Annotated in this window: 20 protein-coding genes; 12 read left to right on the forward strand and 8 right to left on the reverse strand. The window is 71.8% G+C overall.

Going from position 1 to position 22,471, the window contains the following annotated elements; all coding sequences use genetic code 11:
* The first annotated feature begins 45 nt into the window (after window positions 1-45).
* Window positions 46-756 (forward strand): hypothetical protein, encoded by a 711-nt coding sequence (locus ACF059_RS20000; protein ID WP_392058869.1) that lies wholly within the window; start codon window positions 46-48, stop codon window positions 754-756.
* A complete protein-coding gene (locus ACF059_RS20005) occupies window positions 744-2,003 on the forward strand; it encodes a sensor histidine kinase (RefSeq protein WP_392058872.1) in 1,260 nt (419 codons plus the stop codon). The genes ACF059_RS20000 and ACF059_RS20005 overlap by 13 nt, the downstream gene beginning before the upstream one ends.
* 58 nt (window positions 2,004-2,061) lie before the next feature.
* Here the strand turns inward: ACF059_RS20005 and ACF059_RS20010 are convergent, their stop codons facing one another.
* Window positions 2,062-4,149 (reverse strand): PhoX family protein, encoded by a 2,088-nt coding sequence (locus tag ACF059_RS20010; RefSeq protein WP_392058875.1) that lies wholly within the window; start codon window positions 4,147-4,149, stop codon window positions 2,062-2,064.
* A 309-nt stretch (window positions 4,150-4,458) separates the two neighbouring features.
* Between ACF059_RS20010 and ACF059_RS20015 the strand changes: the two genes are divergently transcribed.
* Window positions 4,459-5,994 carry a VWA domain-containing protein gene (locus tag ACF059_RS20015; RefSeq protein ID WP_392058878.1) on the forward strand — a complete coding sequence of 512 codons (1,536 nt, stop codon included), beginning with the start codon at window positions 4,459-4,461 and terminating at the stop codon, window positions 5,992-5,994.
* Window positions 5,995-6,066: 72 nt separating this feature from the next.
* Here ACF059_RS20015 and aspS read toward each other — a convergent pair whose 3' ends face one another.
* Window positions 6,067-7,884 (reverse strand): aspartate--tRNA ligase, encoded by a 1,818-nt coding sequence (gene aspS / locus ACF059_RS20020; protein WP_392058881.1) that lies wholly within the window; start codon window positions 7,882-7,884, stop codon window positions 6,067-6,069.
* Window positions 7,885-8,043: 159 nt separating this feature from the next.
* Here aspS and ACF059_RS20025 point away from each other — a divergent pair, with 159 nt between their 5' ends.
* Both ACF059_RS20025 and ACF059_RS20030 read left to right on the forward strand, forming a co-directional pair.
* Window positions 8,044-10,269, forward strand: coding sequence for a SpoIIE family protein phosphatase (locus ACF059_RS20025; protein WP_392058883.1), 2,226 nt, complete (start codon window positions 8,044-8,046; stop codon window positions 10,267-10,269).
* 17 nt (window positions 10,270-10,286) lie between these two features.
* Window positions 10,287-11,351 (forward strand): AI-2E family transporter, encoded by a 1,065-nt coding sequence (locus tag ACF059_RS20030; RefSeq protein WP_392058886.1) that lies wholly within the window; start codon window positions 10,287-10,289, stop codon window positions 11,349-11,351.
* A gap of 12 nt (window positions 11,352-11,363) precedes the next feature.
* Here the strand turns inward: ACF059_RS20030 and ACF059_RS20035 are convergent, their stop codons facing one another.
* Window positions 11,364-11,942: a TetR/AcrR family transcriptional regulator gene (locus tag ACF059_RS20035; protein WP_392058889.1), complete on the reverse strand. Its 579-nt coding sequence runs from the start codon at window positions 11,940-11,942 to the stop codon at window positions 11,364-11,366.
* 66 nt (window positions 11,943-12,008) lie between these two features.
* Between ACF059_RS20035 and ACF059_RS20040 the strand changes: the two genes are divergently transcribed.
* Window positions 12,009-12,509 carry an SRPBCC family protein gene (locus ACF059_RS20040; protein WP_392058892.1) on the forward strand — a complete coding sequence of 167 codons (501 nt, stop codon included), beginning with the start codon at window positions 12,009-12,011 and terminating at the stop codon, window positions 12,507-12,509.
* Window positions 12,510-12,676: 167 nt separating this feature from the next.
* The gene (locus tag ACF059_RS20045) at window positions 12,677-13,246 is read left to right on the forward strand and encodes a GNAT family N-acetyltransferase (protein ID WP_392058895.1); all 570 of its coding nucleotides are present in this window, start codon (window positions 12,677-12,679) and stop codon (window positions 13,244-13,246) included.
* 151 nt (window positions 13,247-13,397) lie between these two features.
* On the opposite strand, the gene ACF059_RS20050 is transcribed toward ACF059_RS20045, so the two are convergent.
* The 5 genes from ACF059_RS20050 to ACF059_RS20070 all read right to left on the reverse strand — a co-directional run bounded on the left by ACF059_RS20050 (window position 13,398) and on the right by ACF059_RS20070 (window position 17,533).
* Window positions 13,398-14,399 carry a pirin family protein gene (locus ACF059_RS20050; protein ID WP_361948361.1) on the reverse strand — a complete coding sequence of 334 codons (1,002 nt, stop codon included), beginning with the start codon at window positions 14,397-14,399 and terminating at the stop codon, window positions 13,398-13,400.
* A 129-nt stretch (window positions 14,400-14,528) separates the two neighbouring features.
* Complete coding sequence (locus ACF059_RS20055) at window positions 14,529-14,903, reverse strand: hypothetical protein (protein ID WP_392058897.1); 375 nt, start codon at window positions 14,901-14,903, stop codon at window positions 14,529-14,531.
* 118 nt (window positions 14,904-15,021) lie between these two features.
* The gene (locus ACF059_RS20060; RefSeq protein ID WP_392058900.1) at window positions 15,022-15,987 is read right to left on the reverse strand and encodes a helix-turn-helix domain-containing protein; all 966 of its coding nucleotides are present in this window, start codon (window positions 15,985-15,987) and stop codon (window positions 15,022-15,024) included.
* 27 nt (window positions 15,988-16,014) lie between these two features.
* Window positions 16,015-16,476 carry an SseB family protein gene (locus ACF059_RS20065; RefSeq protein ID WP_360896431.1) on the reverse strand — a complete coding sequence of 154 codons (462 nt, stop codon included), beginning with the start codon at window positions 16,474-16,476 and terminating at the stop codon, window positions 16,015-16,017.
* A 157-nt stretch (window positions 16,477-16,633) separates the two neighbouring features.
* Window positions 16,634-17,533, reverse strand: a complete 900-nt coding sequence (locus ACF059_RS20070) for a helix-turn-helix transcriptional regulator (protein WP_392058903.1) — start codon at window positions 17,531-17,533, stop codon at window positions 16,634-16,636.
* A 115-nt stretch (window positions 17,534-17,648) separates the two neighbouring features.
* Here ACF059_RS20070 and ACF059_RS20075 point away from each other — a divergent pair, with 115 nt between their 5' ends.
* The 5 genes from ACF059_RS20075 to ACF059_RS20095 all read left to right on the forward strand — a co-directional run bounded on the left by ACF059_RS20075 (window position 17,649) and on the right by ACF059_RS20095 (window position 22,434).
* Window positions 17,649-17,855: a hypothetical protein gene (locus tag ACF059_RS20075; RefSeq protein WP_392058906.1), complete on the forward strand. Its 207-nt coding sequence runs from the start codon at window positions 17,649-17,651 to the stop codon at window positions 17,853-17,855.
* Window positions 17,852-18,244 carry an ATP-binding protein gene (locus ACF059_RS20080; RefSeq protein WP_392058909.1) on the forward strand — a complete coding sequence of 131 codons (393 nt, stop codon included), beginning with the start codon at window positions 17,852-17,854 and terminating at the stop codon, window positions 18,242-18,244. The genes ACF059_RS20075 and ACF059_RS20080 overlap by 4 nt, the downstream gene beginning before the upstream one ends.
* Before the next feature lie 94 nt (window positions 18,245-18,338).
* The gene (locus tag ACF059_RS20085; protein WP_392059544.1) at window positions 18,339-20,165 is read left to right on the forward strand and encodes an acyl-CoA dehydrogenase; all 1,827 of its coding nucleotides are present in this window, start codon (window positions 18,339-18,341) and stop codon (window positions 20,163-20,165) included.
* Window positions 20,166-20,312: 147 nt separating this feature from the next.
* Complete coding sequence (locus ACF059_RS20090; protein ID WP_361947704.1) at window positions 20,313-21,041, forward strand: hypothetical protein; 729 nt, start codon at window positions 20,313-20,315, stop codon at window positions 21,039-21,041.
* 100 nt (window positions 21,042-21,141) lie between these two features.
* Window positions 21,142-22,434 carry a M18 family aminopeptidase gene (locus ACF059_RS20095; RefSeq protein ID WP_392058912.1) on the forward strand — a complete coding sequence of 431 codons (1,293 nt, stop codon included), beginning with the start codon at window positions 21,142-21,144 and terminating at the stop codon, window positions 22,432-22,434.
* The last annotated feature ends 37 nt before the right edge of the window (window positions 22,435-22,471 follow it).

The following is a 22,471-nucleotide window of genomic DNA, read 5'->3' on the forward strand; positions in this document are numbered from 1 at the left end:
TCCAGTGTCCGGGCCGGGATCCACCGGACGCGGGAGCATCGGACCATGCACTGCCTCCGCCTCCTCCCGGCCCTCGCCGCCGCCATGGCGGCCACGGCGGGGTGCGCCGACGTGGAGGGACTCAAGAGCGAGGGCGACCTCGGCACGGTGCACGCCCCGCGGACCCTGTGGGGCGACATCCGCCCCGCCCCTCCCGACCCGGACCAGAAACCGGGGACGGCCGCCGTGATCCCGGGCCTGCCCGAGGTGCCCGGCCTGAGCATGCGCACGGTGAACGCGCTGGACGTCGTACGGGCGGACGTCGCCGCGGCCACCGCCGCCGACGGCGGGAACGGGCTGCTCGTGGACCCCCGGGCCGTCCGGCGGCTCGCGCTCTGCACACAGGCTGTGGACGGCGGGCCGAACTGCCCGGTGCGCCCCGGGGTCCTGCACGACCTGACGGGCAACGGCCGCGAGGAGCTGATCACCGCCCTGGACCTCGACGGCCGGCTCAGCGAGCTGCGCGTCTACACCGTCCAGGACGACGGCAGGATCGCCCGGATCCTGTCCCGGCGCGCGGTGCTGGAGGGCGTGGAGGTGGCCGCCGAGCACCTCGCGGTCCGCGAGCCGACGTCGAACCCCGCGTACGTCGCCGTCTACGACTACGTGTGGGACCCCGAGGCCGAAATCATGAACCTGTCCCAGCTGACCCTCGACGAGTGCGCCGCCCTCACGCAGACTCCGCTGAACGGGGACGGAGCACGATGCCGGCGTTGAGCAGCCTGCGCTGGAAGATCGCCCTCACCACCACCATGGTGTGCTGCCTCGTCGCCGCCGCGCTCGGGATCCTCGTCCACAACGTGGTCGCCCGGCAGATCGTCGGAGAGGTCCGCAAGGAGGCGGACGGGGAACTGGACCACGCCCTCGGCCACTACGAGTACGGCACCGCGCACGGCGACGTGGACATCGCCCTGGACCCGACCGACCTGCCCGGGCCGCTGCGCGCACTCGTCGCCCGCGGACAGACCGGCAGCATGGTCGGCGAGCGGAAGGGCGAGCCCGTCATGTGGGCGGCCGGACCCGCCGACGGCAAGGCCCTGGCGGTGTGGCTCCCGTACGGGAACACCCGCGACCGGCTGCGGGACATCGACGCCGCGATCCTGGCCTCCTCGGCGCTCGCGGCCGGAGTGGTGGCGCTGGCCGGTGTCTTCCTCGCCAACCGGATCAGCCGGCGGCTCGTGACCACGGCCGACGTGGCCCGCCGCATCAGCGCCGGCGACCTCGACGCCCGGGTGGACTTCCCGGCCGACGGCGACGACGCCCGGCCGGCCCGTTCACGGGACGAGGTACGGGACGTGGCCCACGCGCTGGACTCGATGGCCCGCTCGCTCCAGGCCCGGCTGGAGGCGGAGAAGCGCTTCACGGCGGACGTGGCGCACGAACTGCGCACCCCGCTCACCGGCTCGCTGGCCGCGGCGGCGCTGCTGCCCGAGGGCCGCCCCAAGGAAATGATCAACGACCGGCTCAAGGCGCTGCACCTGCTGACCGAGGACCTGCTGGAGATCTCCCGGCTGGAATCGGGCGGCGAACGGGCCGAGCTCGCCCCGGTGGAGCTCGGGCGGGCGGTGGAACGGGCCGTCGCGATGACCGGGCTGGCCGCCTCCGTGCGGGTCGTCCGGGAGGCGGTGGTGCTCACCGACCGGCGGCGCCTGGACCGGATCCTGGCGAACCTGCTGGCCAACGCCCACCAGCACGGCCGGCCCCCGGTGGAGGTGACCGTGACGGGCCCGGTGGTGGTGGTCCGCGACCACGGACCCGGCTACCCGGACGAGCTGATCGAACAGGGCCCGCAGCGGTTCCGCACGGGGGACCCGGGCCGTGGGCGCGGCCACGGTCTGGGCCTGACGATCGTGGCAGGTCAGGCGGCGGTGCTGGAGATCGGGCTGAGCTTCGCCAACGCGCCGGACGGGGGCGCGCTGACGACGCTCACGCTTCCCGTGGGGCGGCTGCCGGACGGGAAGTGACCGCTGCGCACCGTGTCGTGGACGATGTTTCACGTGAAACACCGTCCACGGAGACGGATCAGACGCCGATGTTGCGGCCGTCCTTGCGCCAGACGGAGACGACCGCGGGGCGGACGATCTTGCCGGGGCCGTCGGGCCACACCGACTGCGGCTTCTCCACGGACGCGCCGTCGATCTCACCGGGGTGCTGGACCGACACCAGGACGCGCTTGTCCTGGATCAGCGGACCGCAGGTCTCGGCGCCGCGCGGGACGGTCAGGAACTGCTTGAGCTCGCCGCGGCGCTCGCCGGCGGTCGCGACGCCGAACAGGCCGTCGTGCGAGCCGAGCTGGTTGCCGTCGGTGGAGATCCACAGGTTGCCGTGCGGGTCGAAGGCCACGTTGTCCGGGCAGGAGATCGGGCTGACCTTGTCCTTGGGGAAGCCCGCGAAGTAGGTGGCCGGGTCGTTGGGGTCACCGGCGACCAGGAAGAGGCGCCAGGCGAAACCGTCGCCGGCCGGGTCGTCGAAGTTCTCGGCGAGCTCCAGGATCTGGCCGTGCTTGTTCAGGTTGCGGGGGTTGGCCTCGTCCGCGCCCGCCTTGCCGGCCTTGCCGCGGTCGCTGTTGTTGGTCAGGGCGACGTAGACGCGGCCGGTGCGCGGGGAGGGCTCGACGTCCTCGGGGCGGTCCATCTTGGTGGCGCCCACCTTGTCGGCGGCCTGACGCGTGAAGACGTACACCTCCTCGGCGGTCATGCCCTCGACGTGCGAGACGTTGCCGGTGGCCAGCTTGATCCAGACGCCGGAGCCGTCGAACTCGCCGTCGGCGGGGAGCTTGCCGGTGCCGTCGATCGAGGCGGCCGGGGAGTCGCCCGTGAGCTTGGCGACGTACAGGGTGCCCTCGTCGAGCAGCGTGAGGTTGTGCTCCTTCGCCGCGCGGGAGTTGCCCTTCTTCATCTGCTTCGAGGAGACGAACTTGTAGAAGTAGTCGAAGCGCTCGTCGTCACCCATGTAGACGACCGGGCGGCCGTCCTCGGTCAGGCGGGGCTGCGCGGCCTCGTGCTTGAAGCGGCCCAGTGCGGTGCGCTTGCGGGGCACCGAGTTCGGGTCGTACGGGTCCAGCTCGACGACCCAGCCGAAACGGTGCGACTCGTTGGGCTCCTGCGCGACGTCGAAGCGCTTGTCGAACCGCTCCCACTTGCGCTCGGTGGCGCCGGCGGTGACGCCGTAGCGCTTGAGGCGGGCGGCCTGCGTGGGGTCGGTGACCTGGCCGGCGTTGCCGAAGTACTGGTTGAAGTTCTCCTCGCCGTGCAGCGTGGTGCCCCACGGGGTGGTGCCGCCCGCGCAGTTGTTGAGGGTGCCGAGCACCTTGGTGCCGGAGGGGTCCACGGAGGTCTTCAGCAGGGCGCTGCCCGCGGCCGGACCGGTCATCTTGAACTCGCTGGTGGCGGTCAGGCGCCGGTTGAGCTGGTGGCGGTTGACCGCGGTCAGCTTGCCGCTGCGGTGGTCCTCCTGGACGACGACCACGGACAGGCCGTGGGCGGCCCAGGCGATCTCGACCTGCTCGCGGGTCGGGTTGGCCGGGTCGTACGCCTTGAACATGAGGTTCTCGTCCGTGTACTCGTGGTTGGCCACGAGCAGCTGCTGGCGCTCGTAGTCACCGCCGAGCGGGAGCAGGCTCAGGAAGTCGTTGTTGTAGCCGAACTGACCGGCCTGCGCGGCGGCGGTCTGCCGGTCGGGGTTGAAGCCCGGGGCGCCCTTGACGATCGGGTCGCCCCAACGGATGACCACGTTCTGCTCGTGGCCCTCGGGGACGGTGACCTTGTCGTCGGTGTTCGGCGCGACGGGCTTGAAGCGCAGACCGCGGGCGGCCTCGCCGCTCTTGCCGGCGCCGGCGGCCCCGGCCTCGGCGGCGGGGGTGGCGTTGGCGCTCTGGCCGGGGGCGGCGATGGCCACGGCGGTACCGGCGGCGGTGGCGACGGTCACGACGGCGGCGGTGCGCAGCATCGAGCGGCGGGAGTAGGCGCGGGCGATGACGTCGCCCGCGTACTCGTTGTCGCTGGTGTTCGGCACCTCGTGGAAGCAGGCGTCGCCACAGCGGTAGCGACAGGTGAGAGCGGAACGGCCGCTCCCATGCGGGTTGCCTATGAGCGGCAGGAGCTTGCGCACGAGTGTCCTCCGAGATAGCTGCGTGGGCGCCGACAACCTGTCGGAACGATCCAGCCGTGACGCTAGGCCCGGGTGGCGCCGACGCGGCGGCGCGGGGATGAACGGCCGGTGAACCCGGCACGGCGGTGCGGGAGTTCGAGAGGGGTGCGAGGGGGCGGGGGAGCCGGACGCCACGAAAGGCGACCCTGCCGAAGATCGAGCCGGGCGGCCGATAACCTTACGTGTCCACTCTGGGCAGGGATCATCCGCGCAGCACGGACAAATGACGCACGCACACATGCGAAAGGCCTGGCCATGGGTATTCGGAGCTTGTTGCGCAAGGTATTCGGACGGTCCGGGGAATCCGTTCCGGAAACTACGGACGCCCAGACGGCCGCTGTCCCGAACCAGACGGAACGCACGCCGCTGGACGCGGCCGCCGAACTGGTGGCGGCGTCCTTCGACAACCCCACGGTGCCGCCGCAGTCCGCCCCCCGGGACCGCGAGCCGGGCACGGTCCTCACCGCCCCGGCCCCCGCCCCGACGGTGGACCCGACGGTCCCGGAAGCCCGCCGCTCGCCTGCCGGCCCGCCTGCGGCGAAGCCCGACCAGGAAACCCCCACGCCCCCGGCGGAACCGCTGACCGCGGAGGCCGCCGAGCCCGAGCCCGCCGCGCCGCAGGCGCAGGAGCAGGCCGAGGCCGAGCCCGTCGCTGAGGCTGCCGCGCAGACCGAGCCCGCCGCGGCGGAGCCGGTCACCGCCAAGGCCACCACGCCGGAGGCGGACACCACCGCCGCCGAGGCCGAGGCCGAGCCCGTCGCGCCGCAGGCGCAGGAGGAGCCGCTGGCTGAAGCCGAGCTCGTTGCTGTGGCTGCCGCGCAGCCCGAAGCTGCCGCGCCGCAGGCGCAGGAGCAGGCCGAGGCCGAGGCGCCCGCGCCGCAGGCGCAGGAGGAGCCCGCTGCGGCGGAGCCCGTCACCGCCGAGGCCACCCCGCCGGAGGCGGACACCACCGCCACCGCCACCGAGGCCGAGGCTGCCGCGCCGCAGGCGCAGGAGGAGGCCGAGGCCGAGCTGCCGGCCGCCGAGGCCACCACGCCGGAGGCGGACACCGCCGAGCCCGCGCCGCAGGCGCAGGAGGCGGCCCCGGCCGAGCCGCTGGCCGCCGAGGCCGACGCCGAGCCCCAGGCCGGCGAGGCCGAAAGCGGCGACGGGCCCGCTCACGCCGCGGCCGTCGTGCGGCGGCGGGCGCCCGAGGTGGCCGGTGCGTACAAGGCCGCCGGGCAGGTGCTGCGGGGCAAGGGGAAGGCCGGGGCGCGCGCCAAGGTCTACCTCGTCCTGGACCGGTCCGGTTCGATGCGCGGGTTCTACAAGGACGGCAGCGCCCAGTACCTCGCCGACCACGCCCTCGCCCTCGCCGCGCACCTCGACGAGGCGGCGACCGTGCACACGGTGTTCTTCTCCACCGAGGTGGACGGGACCGCCGACCTGACCCTGGACGACCACCAGGGCTGGGTCGAGGCCCGCCACGCCGAGCTCGGCCGCATGGGCCGTACGAGCTACCACGTGGCCGTCGAGGCCGTCGTCGAGCGCTACCAGAAGGACGGCGGCGAGGGCCCGGCCCTGGTCGTCTTCCAGACGGACGGCGCACCCGACAACCGCCAGCCCGCCCGCCAGGCGATCGCCGACGCGGCCACGACCGCCCCCGGCATCCACTGGCAGTTCGTCGCGTTCGGCGACCACGACGCCAAGGCCTTCGACTTCCTGCGCAAGCTGGACGCCGAGAACGCCGGCTTCTTCCACGCCGGCCCCGCCCCCACCGAGCTGACCTCGGCCGCCCTCCTCAAGGGCATCCTCGAACGGTTCTAGCCGCGACACGACGAGGGGCCCGGGATCATCGATCCCGGGCCCCTCGCCTTCAGCTCACCCCTAGGCGCCGGCCTAGCGCGCGGCGTCCGGGTGGACGGCCTCCGTGATCGGCTTCGCGTCCGCCGGCTTGGTCTCGACCGGCTTGCGCAGCGCGATGTTCAGCTCGCGCAGGCGGGCCTCCTCCAGCACCGTGGGCGCGCCCATCATCAGGTCCTGCGCGTTGCCGTTCAGCGGGAAGGCGATGGTCTCGCGGATGTTCGGCTCGTCGGCCAGCAGCATCACGATGCGGTCCACACCCGGGGCGATGCCACCGTGCGGCGGGGCGCCGAGGCGGAACGCGCGCAGCATGCCCGCGAATTCGCGCTCGACGGTCTCGGCCTCGTAACCGGCGATCTCGAAGGCCTTCAGCATGACCTCGGGCTCGTGGTTGCGGATGGCGCCGGAGGACAGCTCGATGCCGTTGCAGACGATGTCGTACTGCCACGCCAGGATGTCGAGCGGGTCCTTCTCCTCCAGGTCCTTCATGCCGCCCTGCGGCATCGAGAAGGGGTTGTGGGAGAAGTCGATCTTGCCGGTCTCCTCGTCCTTCTCGTACATCGGGAAGTCGACGATCCAGCAGAAGCGGAAGACGTTCTCCTCGAACTGCCCGGCCCGCTTGGCCGCCTCGACGCGCACGCCGGACATGATCTTGGAGACCTCGTCGAACTCGCCCGCGCCGAAGAAGACGGCGTGGCCGGCCTTCAGGCCGAGGCGCTCGGTGAGGACCTTGACGTTCTCCTCGGTGAGGAACTTGGCGATCGGGCCGGTCAGGGCGCCCTCCTCGCCGACGCGCACCCAGGCCAGGCCCTTCGCGCCGAGGGAGACCGCGTAGTCGCCCAGGCCGTCGAAGAACTTGCGCGGCTGGTCGCCGGTGTCCGGGACGGCCAGCGCGCGCACGTGCTTGCCGGCGAACGCCTTGAACTCCGAGCCCTCGAACACGTCGGTGATGTCGACGAGCTCCAGCTTGGCGCGCAGGTCGGGCTTGTCGTTGCCGTACTTCAGCATCGACTCGCGGAACGGGATCCGCGGGAACGGCGAGGTGACCTCGCGGCCGTTGCCGAACTCGGTGAAGAGCTCGGTCATCAGGCGCTCGATCGGCTGGAAGACGTCCTCCTGCTCGACGAAGGACATCTCGACGTCGAGCTGGTAGAACTCGCCCGGCGAGCGGTCGGCGCGGGCGTCCTCGTCGCGGAAGCAGGGCGCGATCTGGAAGTAGCGGTCGAAGCCGGAGATCATCAGCAGCTGCTTGAACTGCTGCGGGGCCTGCGGCAGGGCGTAGAACTTGCCCGGGTTCAGGCGGGACGGCACCACGAAGTCACGGGCGCCCTCGGGGGAGGTCGCGGTGAGGATCGGGGTCGCCATCTCGTTGAAGCCGAGGGCCACCATCTTGGAGCGGATGGAGGCGATGACGGCCGAGCGCAGCATGATGTTGCGGTGCATGCGCTCGCGGCGCAGGTCGAGGAAGCGGTACTCCAGGCGCCGTTCCTCGTTCACGCCGTCGTCGGTGTTGATCGTGAAGGGCAGCGGGGCGGCCGCGCCGAGCACCTCGACCTCGGAGACCTCGATCTCGATCTCGCCGGTGGGCAGCTCGGGGTTCACGTTGTCCGCGCCGCGGGAGACGACCTTGCCGTCGATGCGGACGACGGTCTCCTTGCTGACGCTGCTCAGCGCCTCGTTCGCGGCGGTGCCGGGACGGGCCACGAGCTGCGTGATGCCGTAGTGGTCACGCAGATCGATGAAGAGGATGCCGCCCAGGTCTCGACGGTTGTGCAGCCAGCCGCTCAGCCGGACGTCGGCGGCGACGTCAGAGGCGCGGAGCTCGCCGCAGGTGTGGGACCTGTACCGATGCATCAGTCATCCAGTTCTTCGCGATACCTAAGGTGGATTCAACCGTCCCAAGGTTACCGCCCGGGAGCGCAGCCGGTCGGGCACAGTCCTCCCGCCCCCCGAAACGCACCCGGCGGGCCCGCGAACAGGCACGGCACGGGGATGACCTGTAAAGATGACCGGGTGCGTACCGAGGACGTCCTGGCCGCCATCGCGACGGGCCTGTGGCGGTGGGACAACGCCTCCGGGACGGTCACGCTCGACGGCGAGGCCGCCCGGCTCCTCGGGCTGCCCGCGGAGCCCGTGGTGCTCCCCGAGGTCGCCGTACGGTCCCGTTTCCACCCGGTGGACTGGAACGAGATCAACGGCATCGTGAACCTGGCCGTCGCCGAGGGCACGCTCGCCGAGGCCCGGCTCCGGATCATGGACGAGGACGGGCGGGTCCTGCGGACCGTACGCAGCCGCTCGAAGCCGGTGGAGAGCCGGCCGGCCGAGGGATCCGCGCAGCGCGAGCCCGGCGGGACCCTGGACTACGAGCTGATCGGCACCATCCAGGAGATCGCCGAGCCCCAGCCCGGCACCACGGCCGCGCACACCACGATCACCGGCGACTGGCGGCGCTCCCGCGAGGCCTTCCTGCTGGACGCGGGCCGCGCCCTCGCGGAGGCACGGTCCACCGCCGAGGTGCTGCGCGTCGCGGCCTCGCTGTCCATGCCCGGCTTCAGCCCCGACGGGCTGGCCGTCTTCGGCCTGGCCGGGGACCGGCTGTCGGTCATCGGGCACCACGGGCACGACCCGGGGGAGGAGGGGCCCTTCACGGACATGCCGCTGGACACGGACTATCCGGCCGCGGAGGTCGTCCGTACCGGGCGGGCGGTCTACCTGGCCACCCCCGAGGACTACAAACGGCGCTTCCCGGCCGCCTGGCCGCTCGCCCAGCGCTTCGGACGGGTGTCCTGGGCGTTCCTGCCGCTGATCGTGGCCGGGCGGACCATGGGCGCCTGGATGGCCGCCTTCAAGCACCCGGCGTCCTTCTCGCCCGACGAGCGGTCCGTCCTGACCACGGTGGCCCGGATGCTGGCGCAGGCCCTCCAGCGCGCCGGGGTGGCCGAATCGGAGCGGGAGCTCACCACCGGCCTGCAACGGTCGATGATGCCGCAGCTCGGCCCCGAGATCCCCGGCATGCAGATCGCCGCCCGGTACGTGCCCACGGGGGGCGGCCTCCAGGTCGGCGGCGACTGGTACGACATGATCCCGCTGCCCTCGGGCCGGTTCGCGCTGGTCATCGGCGACGTGCAGGGCCACGACGTCCGCGCGGCCGGGCTGATGGGCCAGCTGCGGATCGCCGTACGGGCCTACGCGTCGGAGGGCCACCGCCCGGACGCGGTGCTCTCGCGCGCCTCGCGCTTCCTCGCCGGGCTGCACGCGGGCGCCGACGAGCAGGCCGAGCCCTACGACGACGCCGACTTCCTCAGCCCGCGCTTCGCGACCTGCCTCTACGTCGAGTGCGACCCGAAGACCGGCATGCTGGAGGTGGCCCGCGCCGGTCACCCCGATCCCGCGATCCGGATGGCGGACGGCACCGTACTGATGCGCCCCACGGCGGGCGGGCTGCCCCTGGGGATCGTTCCCGACACCGACTACCCGACCACCCGGTTCACGCTGGAACCGGGCGAGACGATGATGCTGTGCACCGACGGGCTCATCGAGACCGGCGGCCACGACCTGGACACCGGCTGGGCGCGGCTGCGCGCGGTCCTGGAATCCGACGCGCACGAGCACGGGGGGCCGGAGGGCGCCGCCGACGGCGTCGACGGCGCGCACCTGGACGGCCACCTCGAAAAGCTCGCGGACCTGCTGGTCCAGGCCGTGCACGGACCCTCCTCGCACCACACCACCGGCCCGCTGGCCGACCGCCGCGAGGACGACATAGCCGTGGTGCTGCTGTGCCGCGAGGGCGAGAACTGCGGCTGCGGTGCGACCCTGCCGCACCCGGCCCGCCCCGCGCGCCGCACGGCCCTGACCGTGGCCCAGGCCGAACCGGAGCGGATCGCGGGCGCGCGCCGCCAGATCCGCGAACTGCTGCACGACTGGGCCGACGCCGATCAGGTGGACTCGGCGGTGCTGATGGTCTCCGAGATGGTGACGAACGTACTGACGCACACCGACGGCGACGCGCTGCTGGTGGCCGAGGCGCTGGGCGAGCTGGGCGGGCGCCGGCTGCGCGTGGAGGTCGCCGACTCCAGTGACGAGCTGCCGCACAAGCGGCAGCCGGGCGAGATGTCCTCCAGCGGCCGCGGGGTGCTGCTGATGGAGATGCTGGCCGACTCCTGGGGCGTGGACCCGCGCGGCGCGGGCAAGTCGATCTGGTTCGAGCTGCACGAGCAGTCCAAGGCCGCCTCGGACTGACGTGGTTGGATGAGCGCGTGCCCAACTCCCTGCTGCCCGAACCCGTGCGGCGGCTCGCCGCCTGGTGTGCCGTCTTCCTCCTGGTCACCGGCGTCGCCGCGGTCCTGATCTGGCTGTGCATCACCTTCAAGGCGGCGGTCACCCCTGCGCTGCTCGCCCTGCTCGGCGCCGCCCTGCTCCGTCCGATGCACCGGCGGCTGGTGCGGATGCGGGTGAACCGTTCCCTCGCCGCCGCGCTCACCTGCCTGGCCGTGGTCGCGGTGGTCGGCGGGGCGGGGTACGTCGTGGTGCTGGCGCTGATCGAGACCGGCGACCAGATCATCGACTCGCTGCGCAAGGCGGGCAAGGACCTCGCCGAGCACTTCGGGGCGGCGGGCACCTCGCTGGAGGACCTCGCCAAGAACTCGAAGGACCTGCTCTCGAAGTTCGGCGGCACCGCCGCCTCCGGTGTGATCACGGGCATCAGCGTCGTCGGGCAGATGCTGGGCACCGCCCTGCTGGCGCTCCTGCTGATCTTCTTCTTCCTGCGCGACTCCGACCGGGCCGCGGCCGGCCTGCGGTCCCTGGTGCCCAGCCGCTCGGGCGACATGATCGAGGCCATGGGGCGGCGCGCCTTCGAGGCCGTCGAGGGCTTCATGCGCGGCACCACCTTCGTCGCGCTGATCGACGCCGTACTGATCACCATCGGGCTTCTGGTCCTGAAGGTGCCGGGCGCCGTGGGATTGGGCGCCCTGGTGTTCGTGACGGCCTACATCCCCTACCTCGGCGCCTTCCTGTCCGGCGCGGTGGCGGTCCTGGTCGCCTTCGCCGACCGGGGCTGGGTGGTCGCGGCGTGGACCCTGGGCGTGGTCCTGGCGGTCCAGGTGATCGAGGGCAACGTGCTCCAGCCGGTGGTGCAGAGCCGCACGGTGCAGATGCACCCCGCCGTGGTCATGCTGGCGATCACGGCGGGTGCCAGCGTGGCCGGGATCCTGGGCATGCTGCTCGCGGTCCCCCTGACCGCGGCCGCCTTCGGAGTGATCTCGGAACTGCGGACCCGGTACGCGGCGTCCACCCCGCCCGGGCCCGTGGACCCCACCTAGCCCCCTAGACCCCTACAGCAGCGCGGCCGCGCACTCCTCGGCGAGGTCCTCGGCGTGCGGCGGCAGCGGCCCCCCGGCGCGCAGATGGCGGCGGACGACCGAGAGCGGCAGGTCGACCATGGCCAGGGTGACGCGCTCGTGGCCCTGGGGGTCCGTCGCGCCGAGGGCGGCGGCGAGCGAGCGCACGGTACCGAGGACGCGGTGATTGCCCCGGTCCGCCCGTGCCCGGTGTTCCTCGGACCAGTCGGCGCGGCCGAACTCCTCGGGCCCGTGGAGCAGCAGCGAGGCCTCCTGCGGGTGGGCGCGGCTCCACGCCACGACGTGCCGGGCGGCCGCGCGGGCGGCCCGTCGGGGGTCGGGGTCGCCGTCGAGGACGGCGGAGTAGCTCTCCTGGAACCGCTCGACGGTACGCAGCCACACCTCGGCGAGCAGGGCCGTACGCCCGGCGAACCGGTGGTACATGGAGCCGCTCGGCGCCCCGATCGCCTGGGCGACGGCGGACATGGTCACGGCGCCCGGGCCGGCCGAGGCGGCCAGCCGGACGGCCGCGTCGAGGATCTGGTCGGTGTCGAAGCGGGGTGGTCTCGCCATGAATCAGAGAGTACCCTCCAATTTATTAGAGAGGACTCTCTAATATGGTGACGGGAGGACCGACGCATGGCCGTCTACAACGTGCACGAGCGCTTGCTGCCGGCGAAGGGGAGCGAGGTGGGCGCGCTCGTCGACACCCTGTCCCAGGGGGAGGCGGACCGGCTCTGGCCGCACGCCTGGCCGCCCATGGAGTTCGACCGCGGCCTGACGGTGGGCTCAGCCGGCGGCCACGGCCCGGTCCGCTACCGGGTCACGGCGTACGTGCCGGGCACCTGGGTCCGCTTCACGTTCAGCGGGCCGCGCGGATTCCACGGCTTCCACGAGTTCGCCGTGCTGCCCGTCGACGAGGAGCGCACGGTCCTGCGGCACACCCTCGCGATGAGGACCACCGGCCTCTCGCGCCTGGCCTGGCCCCTCGTCTGGCGCCCCCTGCACGACGCGCTGCTGGAGGACGGCCTGGACCGCGCCGAACGCGCGACCGGCGGGGCGCTCGCCCGCCCCGCCCGCTGGAATCCGTACGTCCGCCTCCTCTACACCCTCATCCGCGTCCTCGGGCCCAAGCGCTAGACGAGGAGGCGGCTGGGAGCGTGGGTCGGTGAACACCTCCTGGAATGTCGCGCGTCGTGGTGAAGTGCGGCTGCCGAGCGCTGCTCCAGAAAAGGCGTGGCCGCCGGGCAGTCGCGATGCGACAATCCGTCCGCAACTTGATCCACATCCGCGTCCCGGAGGTCCGCATGGACGTCGCCTCGCTGCTGCCGTTGACCACGTCCCGGTTGTCGCTGCGTCTGTTCACTCCCGGCGACGCCGATGACCTGTACGCCTACCAGAGCCTGCCGAGCGTGGCGCGCTACTTGTACCGGCCGGCGCACACGCGTGAGCGCAGCGAGCAGGTTGCCGCCGAGCGTGCGGCGCAGACGGCCTGGTGCGCCGACGGGGACAAGCTGGCGCTCGCTGTCTGCCGACGCGATGAGCCCGGCGTCCTTGGAGAGGTGAGCCTCACCCTGGCCGATGCCCGCGCCGCCCAGGCCGAGATCGGCTGGACTCTCGACCCAGGTCACCAGGGGCACGGCTACGCGACCGAGGCGGCCGCGGCGCTGGCCGAGTTTGCCTTCGCCGCGCTGGGCGTGCACCGGCTCTACGCACGGCTGGATGTGGAGAACACCGGGTCTGTGCGGGTCTGTGAGCGCCTCGGGATGCGCCGGGAGGCGCACCTGGTCGAGAACGACCTCGACGGGGATCGCTGGGGCAGCGAGTACATCTATGCGGCGCTGTCCGCGGATCTCGGCAGTCGATCAGGCGATTGAGCCCGACGGCGCATCCTGTTCCCGATCCTCCCTACGACACAAGGCGATGAGCTACGGCCGTCTGATCGACAAGGAGGAACGGATCGAGGCCGAGATCGCCGCATTGGAGGCCAAGGCCGCCGCCCTGCTCGCCGACGACCGGCCCACGCTCCTAGGCGGTCTCTTCGTCCACCTGACCGGTGCCGCGGTGGCCGAGGCCCGTGCGCGCGGTCGTGGGGATGCGTCCGAGCCGGCCCGCCTGGAAGTCGTCGAAGGCCTGCTGGAGCTCCTGCTTGCTGTTCATGACGAACGGCCCGTAGTGCGCCATCGGCTCCCGGATCGGAAGCCCGCCGAGGAGGACGACCTCCAGGTCCGGCGCGTTGGAGTCCTGGGACTCGTCCGCGCGCACCGTGAGCGAGCCGCCCTCGCCGAACACGGCCGTCTGTCCGGTGCGGACGGGCCGGCGGTCCTCGCCGACCGAACCGCGTCCGGCCATGACGTACGCCAGGGCGTTGAAGTCCGCGCGCCACGGCAGGGTGATCTGCGCGCCCGGGCTGACGGTCGCGTGGATCATCGTGATCGGGGTGTGGGTGATGCCCGGACCCGCGTGGCCGTCGAGCTCACCGGCGATCACGCGGAGCAGGGAGCCGCCGTCCGGGGTGGTCAGCAGCTGGACCTGGCCGCCGCCGATGTCCTGGTAGCGCGGGGGCATCATCTTGTCCGAGGCCGGGAGGTTCACCCACAGCTGGAGGCCGTGGAAGAGCCCGCCGGACACGACGAGGGACTCCGGCGGGGCCTCGATGTGCAGGAGGCCCGAACCGGCGGTCATCCACTGCGTGTCGCCGCCGTTGATGACTCCGCCGCCGCCGTTGCTGTCCTGGTGGACGAAGGTTCCGTCGATCAGGTACGTCACGGTCTCGAAGCCGCGGTGCGGGTGCCAGGGGGTGCCCTTGGGCTCGCCCGGCGCGTACTCCACCTCACCCATCTGGTCCATCATGATGAACGGGTCGAGGTACTGGTAGTTGATCCCGGCGAACGCGCGGCGCACCGGGAATCCCTCGCCCTCGAACCCACCGGGAGCGGAGACGACGGCCAGCACCTTGCGTGCGGTGGCGGCCTGCGGCTCGGCCACTCGCGGAAGGGTCAACGGGTTCTCAACAGTCACTGCGGGCATGGTCAGGACCTCCTTCTGCGTCGAGTTTAGTTGAAACTCGAACTTTCTGCCACACCCGACAGAACAGCGGAGCCCCGGAGGAAATTTCCTCCGGGGCTCCGGGTGGTCCCCCCCTGCGGTGAGGGGTGTTTACGGGGTCACGATGACCGAGTTGTACGAGGTGAGATCGACGTCCGCCCAGGCGCCCGGGTAGAAGGTCCAGTCACAGTTGTCCCCGTTGGACCCGTGGCACAGGATGAACTTCCATCCGTCGGTCTGGTTGTTGAAGACCGTGTGGACGCCGTACTGGTTGTAGAGCTTGTGGACCCCGCGGGACCAGTACTGGTTGGTCACGCCGCCGCTCCCGCCCGGCCCCCTGTAGATGCAGGCGGCCCCGGACGGGCAGCCGCTGGGCGCGGACGTGGCGGCCTCGGCCGGAGCGGCGGCCAGGACTCCCGTCCCCAGCGCCATGATCGCGGTGGCCGCCACCGCGGCGAACTTCGTGCGTACCGACGTACCTGACATTTCCGTCTCCCTGGTCGGTGGGTGCGGGCCCCGTCGTCTGCCCCGCGGCGCCGATCCTCGCCCGGCCCCGCCACCGGCCGCGATCCTTTCGGGGCTCGCCGAAAGCACCGCCTTCCGCTCACGCGTCGCGCACGCTGTGCAGCAGGTCCACGCCGAGCCCCGTCACCGAGTGCAGGACCGCCTTGCCGTCCCGCTCGGTGGTGATCAGCCCGGCCGCGCGCAGGGTGCGGGTGTGCTCCGAGACCGAGGGGAGGCTGATGTCGAGGTCCCGGGCCAGTTCGCTGGTCGTGCACTGGCGGACCAGACGCTGCAGTACGGCCGCCCGCGTCCGGCCCAGCAGCGCGTCCAGCGCGCCCTCCGCGGCCTCGGCCTCCGCCAGCGGCAGGGGGGTCAGCGCGGGGTACAGCAGGGCGTGCGGGCCGCCGGGCGGCCCCGAGAGCAGGGGGCGGCCCCTCCAGAAGGCCGACGGCATGAGCGTCAGGCCGCTCCCGCCCAGGTGCACCTCGTAGTCCGGCGGGCTGCCCACCTCGAAGACCGTCCCGGACCAGCCGGCGGCCGGATGCGTGCTCGCGAGGGCCGCCTTGATGCCGTGGGAGGCCAGCAGCCGGGTGCGCCAGGCGACGTCCGCGTGGAACGACCGCCGTATGCGCGGCCAGTGAGGGGCGAGGACCGAGGCGTGGGCGGAGCGGAGCGCGCCGTCGAGGACGTCCCACGCGTCACGGTCCTGGTCCCACAGCGCACGCAGCCAGGAGGCCGAGCCGGGGGCGCGGGCAGCGGCCCGGCGCAGCTCCTCCAGGGTGAGCAGCGGGCCCGCGGCGCGCACCAGCAGCAGTCCCTCTTCGAGGTCCCGTACGAAGGGCTCGACGAACTCCGGGTTCTCGCCGTCCGGCCGCAGCAGGTCGAGCAGGGGACGCGCCCGCTCGGGGAACTGCCGCCCGACCCGGCCGCGCCAGCGCCCGAAGACCTCCTGCTCGTCGGTGCGCTGCCAGACGACGAGCGCCAGGGCCAGCTCCACCAGCGGGATCGGCTCGGTCGCGAAGGTGACGTTGAACAGGTCCTCGGCCGTGAAGTGCACCCGAAGCATCGCCCACCCCCCGGAGGCGTCGGCCGGCTATCCGTACATGCGGCGCATCGCGAAGTCGACCATCTGCTCGACCGCCTTCGCGTCGAAGACCATCCGGTGGTCACCCTCCATGTCGAGGACGAAGCCGTACCCGGTGGGCAGGAGGTCGATCACCTCGGCGCCGGTGATCACGAAGTACTTGGACTCCTTGCCGGCGTACCGGCGCAGCTCCTTGAGCGTGGTGAACATGGGGATGACGGGCTGCTGGGTGTTGTGCAGCGCGAGGAACCCGGGGGTGTCGCCGCGGGGGCAGTACACCTTCGAGGTGGCGAAGATCTGCTGGAAGTCCTCGGCGGCGAGCTGCCCGGTGGTGAAGGCCCGTACCGCGTCCGCGAGGGAGGGCGGGGACGGCTCCGGGTACAGCGGCTGCTCGTACCCCGCGCCGGGCATCTGCTGCTGCGGCGGGGCGTACTGCTGCTGGGCACCCGGGTTCTGGTCGTAGCCGTACATGGGGCGAAGCCTACCGAGGCCTTGGCCGGCCGGGCGCGCGGTTACCGGTCAGCTTGCCCCGCCGCTTGCCTTGACGGCGTCGAGGAAGGGGGCCCAGGCCGCCGCCGACACCACGAGGACGGGCCCGCCCTCGACCTGCCCCCCTGGCCCCAGGGCCTCAGTGGCCGTGCAGCCGGTGCTCCTCTGCCAGGCGGCTGCGCTCGCGCCGACGGGCATGGGTGCCATTGCCGTAATCCTCCGCTGCCGCCTCGATCATTGCCAGAGACGCCTCCGGCGGAAGGGCCGCCGCGCGGAGGCGGTTGTATGCCTGCTGGCCCCGCCTCACGACGTCTGGGTCGTCGACGATTTGACCGCTGTACGCACCCTCCGTGTACATGACCGGCGGAGCATCGCTGAAGCTCATGAAGAACGTCGACCCCGTCATGAGCGGTTGCGCTCCGGCACTACACGGGAGGATCTGTGTAATGAAATGGCGGCGGCGGGCAATTGCGGCGACGTGAGCCAATTGCTCGGCCATGAGCTGGTCCCCGAGGACCGGTTGCCGAAGGATCGACTCATGGAGGACGACCCAGGACGCCGGGCCTTCCGCGTCCTCGAAGACCCATGCACGATCCCGCCGCGCCCTGACCAGCCGGGCGGCCCGGCGCTCTTCGCACCCGGGCTCGGAGGCGCTGATGAGCTGCCGGAAGTACGGCTCCAGTTGCAACGGCCCGGGGATGGCCATGGGGTTCCACTCCTCGATCTCCCGGGCGCGCGCCTCCATTTCCAAGACCTGCTGGAAGCACGAGGCGGGCGCGCCGGCCCGCGCGTTGCGGACGTCTTCGCACCGCCTGGCGAAGAAGCCGTCGGTCTTCAGCACCCTGTCCACGTGCCGGGCCAGGTCCACCGGCATGCGCCGATGACCGCGCTCGATCTCGCTCAGGTAGCTGCCCCCGTAGAAGCTGCCCTCCACCGTCTGCTGAAGCGTGAGGCCCGCCGCCTCCCGCTTCCAGCGCAGCTCCTTGCCGTAAAAGGCAGGCACGCTCGCCGACCCGTCAATCTCCTTGCGTGCGGCCACTGTCGCCCGCCTTTCCACACCTCGCTCTGTGGAACCGAAACCCTTCCCACGCTACGCCGACCGACGCCACGCTGTGAGCGGTTCGTCACAGTCCGCACAGGAACGGAAGACCCCCATGAGCAGCCACCCCCACGACCGCGAAGCCACCGAGACCCTCGCCCGCCTCCGCTCCGCGCTGGCCGGGCACGGGATCACCCTGCCCTCGCTCGACCTGCACCTGCCCTCCTACGCCAGTAGCCACGGACCGGCGCCGCTCATCAGCCCCGGCAACTGCAACACCGCCACCGCCCGGGCCCTGGCCGACGCCCTGAGCCCGCGGTGAACGCGCTCACCGTCCACCTCCTGGCCGTCCCCAAGGCCGTCCCCCTCCTCCGGCACGCCGTGCGCGAGCACCTAGGGGCCGGCGCCAGCCCCGACGCCGAGCTGTGCGTCAGCGAGCTGCTCACCAACGTCATCACCCACGTCGGCGAAGGCACCCCCGTCACCCTGCGGATCAGCGACAGCGGAAGGGCAGCCCGTACGCGGGTCGAGCTCACCGATCCCGATCCGCGGGCGTGGCCCCTGCCGCGGCAGGCGGGCGGGACCGACGAGTCCGGGCGGGGGCTGGCGCTGCTGGCCGCCGTATCGCTGCGGTGGGGGGTGCGCAGGGCCCCGGACGGCAAGACGGTCTGGTGCGAGCTGCCGAGAGAGTCGTCACAGTGGCAGGCGTAGGGGTTGCACCTTATTACTCGCGGGTAGCATTATTACGTTACCGATTGGTATGTACGAGGAACCTGTCTCCCCGAGCCTTAACGGAGCCGTCGCCATGGGGCACTACAAGTCGAATCTCCGCGACATCGAGTTCAACCTCTTCGAGGTGCTCGGACGCGACAAGCAGTACGGCACCGGTCCGTTCGAGGAGATGGACACCGAGACCGCCAAGAGCATCCTGGCCGAGCTCGCGCGCCTCGCCGAGAACGAGCTGGCCGAGTCCTTCGCGGACGCGGACCGCAACCCGCCGGTCTTCGACCCGGCCACCAACACCGCGCCCGTCCCGGCCTCCTTCAAGAAGAGCTACGAAGCCTTCATGGACTCGGAGTACTGGCGCCTGGGCCTGCCCGAGGAGATCGGCGGCACCACCTCGCCCCGCTCCCTCATCTGGGCCTACGCGGAGCTGCTGCTCGGCTCGAACCCGGCCGTGTGGATGTACTCCTCCGGCCCGGCGTTCGCCGGCGTCCTCTTCGAAGAGGGCAACGAGGCGCAGAAGAAGATCGCCCAGATCGCCGTCGAGAAGCGCTGGGGCTCCACCATGGTCCTCACCGAGCCGGACGCCGGCTCGGACGTGGGCGCCGGCCGCACCAAGGCGATCCAGCAGCCCGACGGCTCCTGGCACATCGAGGGCGTGAAGCGCTTCATCACCTCGGGTGAGCACGACATGGAGGAGAACATCCTCCACTACGTCCTCGCGCGCCCCGAGGGCCACGGCCCGGGCACCAAGGGCCTGTCCCTCTTCCTCGTCCCGAAGTTCCACTTCGACTGGGAGACCGGCGAGCTGGGCGAGCGCAACGGCGTCTACGCCACGAACGTCGAGCACAAGATGGGCCTCAAGGCCTCCAACACGTGCGAGATGACCTTCGGCGACCAGCACCCCGCCAAGGGCTGGCTGATCGGTGACAAGCACGACGGCATCCGCCAGATGTTCATGATCATCGAGTTCGCCCGGATGATGGTCGGCACGAAGGCCATCGCCACCCTCTCCACCGGCTACCTCAACGCGCTGGAGTACGCCAAGGAGCGCGTGCAGGGCCCGGACCTGGCGAACTTCATGGACAAGACCGCGCCCAAGGTCACCATCACGCACCACCCCGACGTCCGCCGCTCGCTCATGACGCAGAAGGCGTACGCCGAGGGCATGCGCGCCCTGGTCCTCTACACGGCCACCGTCCAGGACGAGATCCAGGTCAAGCAGGCCGCCGGTGAGGACACCGCGTCCCTCGTCGGCCTGAACGACCTGCTCCTGCCGATCGTCAAGGGCTACGGCTCGGAGAAGTCCTACGAGCTGCTCGCGCAGTCGCTGCAGACCTTCGGCGGTTCCGGTTACCTCCAGGAATACCCGATCGAGCAGTACATCCGCGACGCGAAGATCGACACCCTCTACGAGGGCACCACCGCCATCCAGGGCCAGGACTTCTTCTTCCGGAAGATCGTCCGCGACCAGGGTGCCGCGCTGAACGTCCTCTCCGAGACGATCAAGAAGTTCCTGGCCGAGGCCGTCGGCGGCGACGAGCTGGCCGACGCCCGCGACGCGCTCGCCAAGGCCGCCGTGGACCTGGAGGCCATCGTCGGCCAGATGATCGTCGACCTCACCGCCACCGGCGAGGACGTCAAGAACATCTACAAGGTCGGCCAGAACACCACCCGCCTGCTGATGGCCTCCGGCGACGTGGTCGTCGGATACCTGCTGCTCAAGGGCGCCGCCGTGGCCGCGGAGAAGCTGGCGGGCGCCTCCGCGAAGGACGTCCCCTTCTACACCGGCAAGATCGCCGCCGCGAAGTTCTTCGCGGCCCAGGTCCTCCCGGGCGTCTCGGTCCAGCGCCAGCTGGCCGAGGTCGTCGACAACTCCCTCATGGAGCTCGACGAGGCCGCCTTCTAGGCTGCGCCGCCACGCCGTCGTCACCGGCCGGGTCTCCGCACGGAGGCCCGGCCGCTGCCGTACCGGCCCCTGTACGCCCCGCCCCGTCGCAGGGCCCTGTCCTGCGGTTTTCCCGCGTTGTCAGTCGTTCATGGGACGCTCGTAGGCATGAGTCCACAGGATCAGCACGGCAGCAGGGGGTATTCCGTCCCCACCGGGCGGCCGTATGCCCTCAAGGAGCTGCAGGCGACCCTGGGCAGCCTCGGCGACCACCTCCGCGAGCTGTACGACGGCTCCCACCCCGCCGAGTACGACGGCATCGCCGACGCGCTCTACGTGGCCTTCCAGACCGCCGCGGCCCTGGCCCCCGCCAAGAGCTACACCGGCTGCCCCGAGCACCCCAACGGCGCGCTCGACCCCGAGGCCCCCGAAGGCTGGGGCCGCTGCCTCATCTGCAACGCCCGGCGCCGCCTCGGACGGCGGCTCCAGGGCGCCCGGGCCGCCGGGCCCGCCGGCGAGCAGCGCCGCCTCGGCTATCCCGTACCGGAGGGCCCGTACACGCTCGCGGCACTGCGCCAGTGCCTGCGGACCGTCGAGGACCAGCGCTTCCACCTGAGCCTGTCCTCGCCCCCCGAGGACTTCGTCCGCATCGCCGACGACCTCCACCGCGCCTTCATCGTCGCCCGCGAACTGTCCCGGCCGCGCAACGCCTCGGGCTGCTCCGAACACCCCGGAGCCCCCATCGACCCCGACGCGCCGCCCGGCGAGGCCTGTATCTTCTGCGCCGGACGCAAGAGACGCGCGCAGCGCTCCCCGCAGACCCCGGAGATGCTCCCGCGCATCCGCCGGGGCGAGCGCAGACAGCTGCAACGCCGATTCGAGCGCCCGCCGGGCTGAGAATCGCACGGACCGCAGATCACACCCCCTGCGGCCCTCATCCTCGGCTATCCGCCGCAGTCCGGCCATGGCGAACACGACCGTCGTTAAGGTGAACCACATGAGCTCTCCCGCCCGCTTCGACCGCGGCCACACCGACGACCTGATGACCTTCCTGACGGCCAGTCCGTCGCCGTACCACGCCGTGGCCAACGCGGCCGAGCGGTTGGAGAAGGCCGGCTTCAGGCAGCTGTCGGAAACGGACGCCTGGGATGCGGGCACCGGGGGCAAGTTCGTGCTCCGCGGCGGTGCGCTCATCGCCTGGTACGTCCCCGAAGACGCGGCCGCGCACACCCCGTTCAGGATCGTCGGCGCCCACACCGACTCCCCCAACCTGCGGGTCAAGCCGCTGCCGGACACGGGCTCGCAGGGCTGGCGGCAGATCGCCGTCGAGATCTACGGCGGCACCCTCCTCAACACCTGGCTGGACCGGGACCTGGGCCTGGCCGGGCGGTTGACCCTGCGCGACGGCACCGAGCGCCTGGTGAACGTGGACCGCGCGCTGCTGCGCGTCCCCCAACTCGCCGTGCACCTGGACCGGTCGGTGAACACCGACGGCCTCAAGCTCGACAAGCAGCGGCACATGCAGCCGATCTGGGGGCTGGGCGAGGTCCAGGAGGGCGACCTGATCTCCTTCCTGGAGGAGGAAGAGGGCCTGGAACAGGGCTCGGTGGCGGGCTGGGACCTGATGGTCCACTCCATCGAGCCGCCCGCGTACCTCGGCCGCGACCGCGAGCTGGTGGCCGGCCCCCGGATGGACAACCTGCTGTCGGTGCACGCGGGCGTCGCGGCGCTGGCCGCGGTGTCCGGCGCCGAGAAGCTGGACCACATCCCCGCCCTGGCCGCCTTCGACCACGAGGAGAACGGCTCGCAGTCGGACACGGGCGCGGACGGACCGCTGCTGGGGAACGTGCTGGAACGTTCAGTCTTCGCGCGCGGAGGTACCTACGAGGACCGCGCGCGGGCCTTCGCGGGCACCATCTGCCTCTCCTCGGACACCGGGCACGCCGTGCACCCCAACTACGGCGAGCGCCACGACCCCACGCACCACCCGCGCGCCAACGGCGGCCCGATCCTCAAGGTCAACGTCAACCAGCGGTACGCGACGGACGGCAGCGGGCGCGCGGTGTTCGCCAGCGCCTGCGAGCGGGCCGGCGTGCCGTGGCAGACCTTCGTCTCCAACAACTCGATGCCGTGCGGCACGACGATCGGCCCGATCACGGCCGCCCGCCACGGCATCCAGACCGTGGACATCGGCGTCGCGATCCTCTCGATGCACAGCGCCCGCGAACTGTGCGGCGCCGACGACCCGTTCATGCTGGCGAACGCCCTGGTGGCCTTCCTGGAGGGCTGAGCCCCCCAGGCCCAGGTCCAAGGCCCCGGCCGAAGGC

Source organism: Streptomyces sp. NPDC016562 (genome assembly GCF_043076955.1).
In the GTDB taxonomy this organism is placed as follows: Bacteria; Actinomycetota; Actinomycetes; order Streptomycetales; family Streptomycetaceae; genus Streptomyces.

Bases quoted from the DNA above. Each gene is read 5' to 3' on its own strand.
- ACF059_RS20000 (WP_392058869.1), top strand. From the start codon at position 46: ATGCACTGCCTCCGCCTCCTCCCGGCCCTCGCCGCCGCCATGGCGGCC.
- ACF059_RS20045 (WP_392058895.1), top strand. From the start codon at position 12,677: ATGGACGTCGCCTCGCTGCTGCCGTTGACCACGTCCCGGTTGTCGCTG.
- ACF059_RS20035 (WP_392058889.1), bottom strand. From the start codon at position 11,942: ATGGCGAGACCACCCCGCTTCGACACCGACCAGATCCTCGACGCGGCC.
- aspS (WP_392058881.1), bottom strand. From the start codon at position 7,884: ATGCATCGGTACAGGTCCCACACCTGCGGCGAGCTCCGCGCCTCTGAC.
- ACF059_RS20005 (WP_392058872.1), top strand. From the start codon at position 744: ATGCCGGCGTTGAGCAGCCTGCGCTGGAAGATCGCCCTCACCACCACC.
- ACF059_RS20050 (WP_361948361.1), bottom strand. From the start codon at position 14,399: ATGCCCGCAGTGACTGTTGAGAACCCGTTGACCCTTCCGCGAGTGGCC.
- ACF059_RS20085 (WP_392059544.1), top strand. From the start codon at position 18,339: ATGGGGCACTACAAGTCGAATCTCCGCGACATCGAGTTCAACCTCTTC.
- ACF059_RS20060 (WP_392058900.1), bottom strand. From the start codon at position 15,987: ATGCTTCGGGTGCACTTCACGGCCGAGGACCTGTTCAACGTCACCTTC.
- ACF059_RS20090 (WP_361947704.1), top strand. From the start codon at position 20,313: ATGAGTCCACAGGATCAGCACGGCAGCAGGGGGTATTCCGTCCCCACC.
- ACF059_RS20075 (WP_392058906.1), top strand. From the start codon at position 17,649: ATGAGCAGCCACCCCCACGACCGCGAAGCCACCGAGACCCTCGCCCGC.
- ACF059_RS20040 (WP_392058892.1), top strand. From the start codon at position 12,009: ATGGCCGTCTACAACGTGCACGAGCGCTTGCTGCCGGCGAAGGGGAGC.
- ACF059_RS20065 (WP_360896431.1), bottom strand. From the start codon at position 16,476: ATGTACGGCTACGACCAGAACCCGGGTGCCCAGCAGCAGTACGCCCCG.
- ACF059_RS20095 (WP_392058912.1), top strand. From the start codon at position 21,142: ATGAGCTCTCCCGCCCGCTTCGACCGCGGCCACACCGACGACCTGATG.
- ACF059_RS20055 (WP_392058897.1), bottom strand. From the start codon at position 14,903: ATGTCAGGTACGTCGGTACGCACGAAGTTCGCCGCGGTGGCGGCCACC.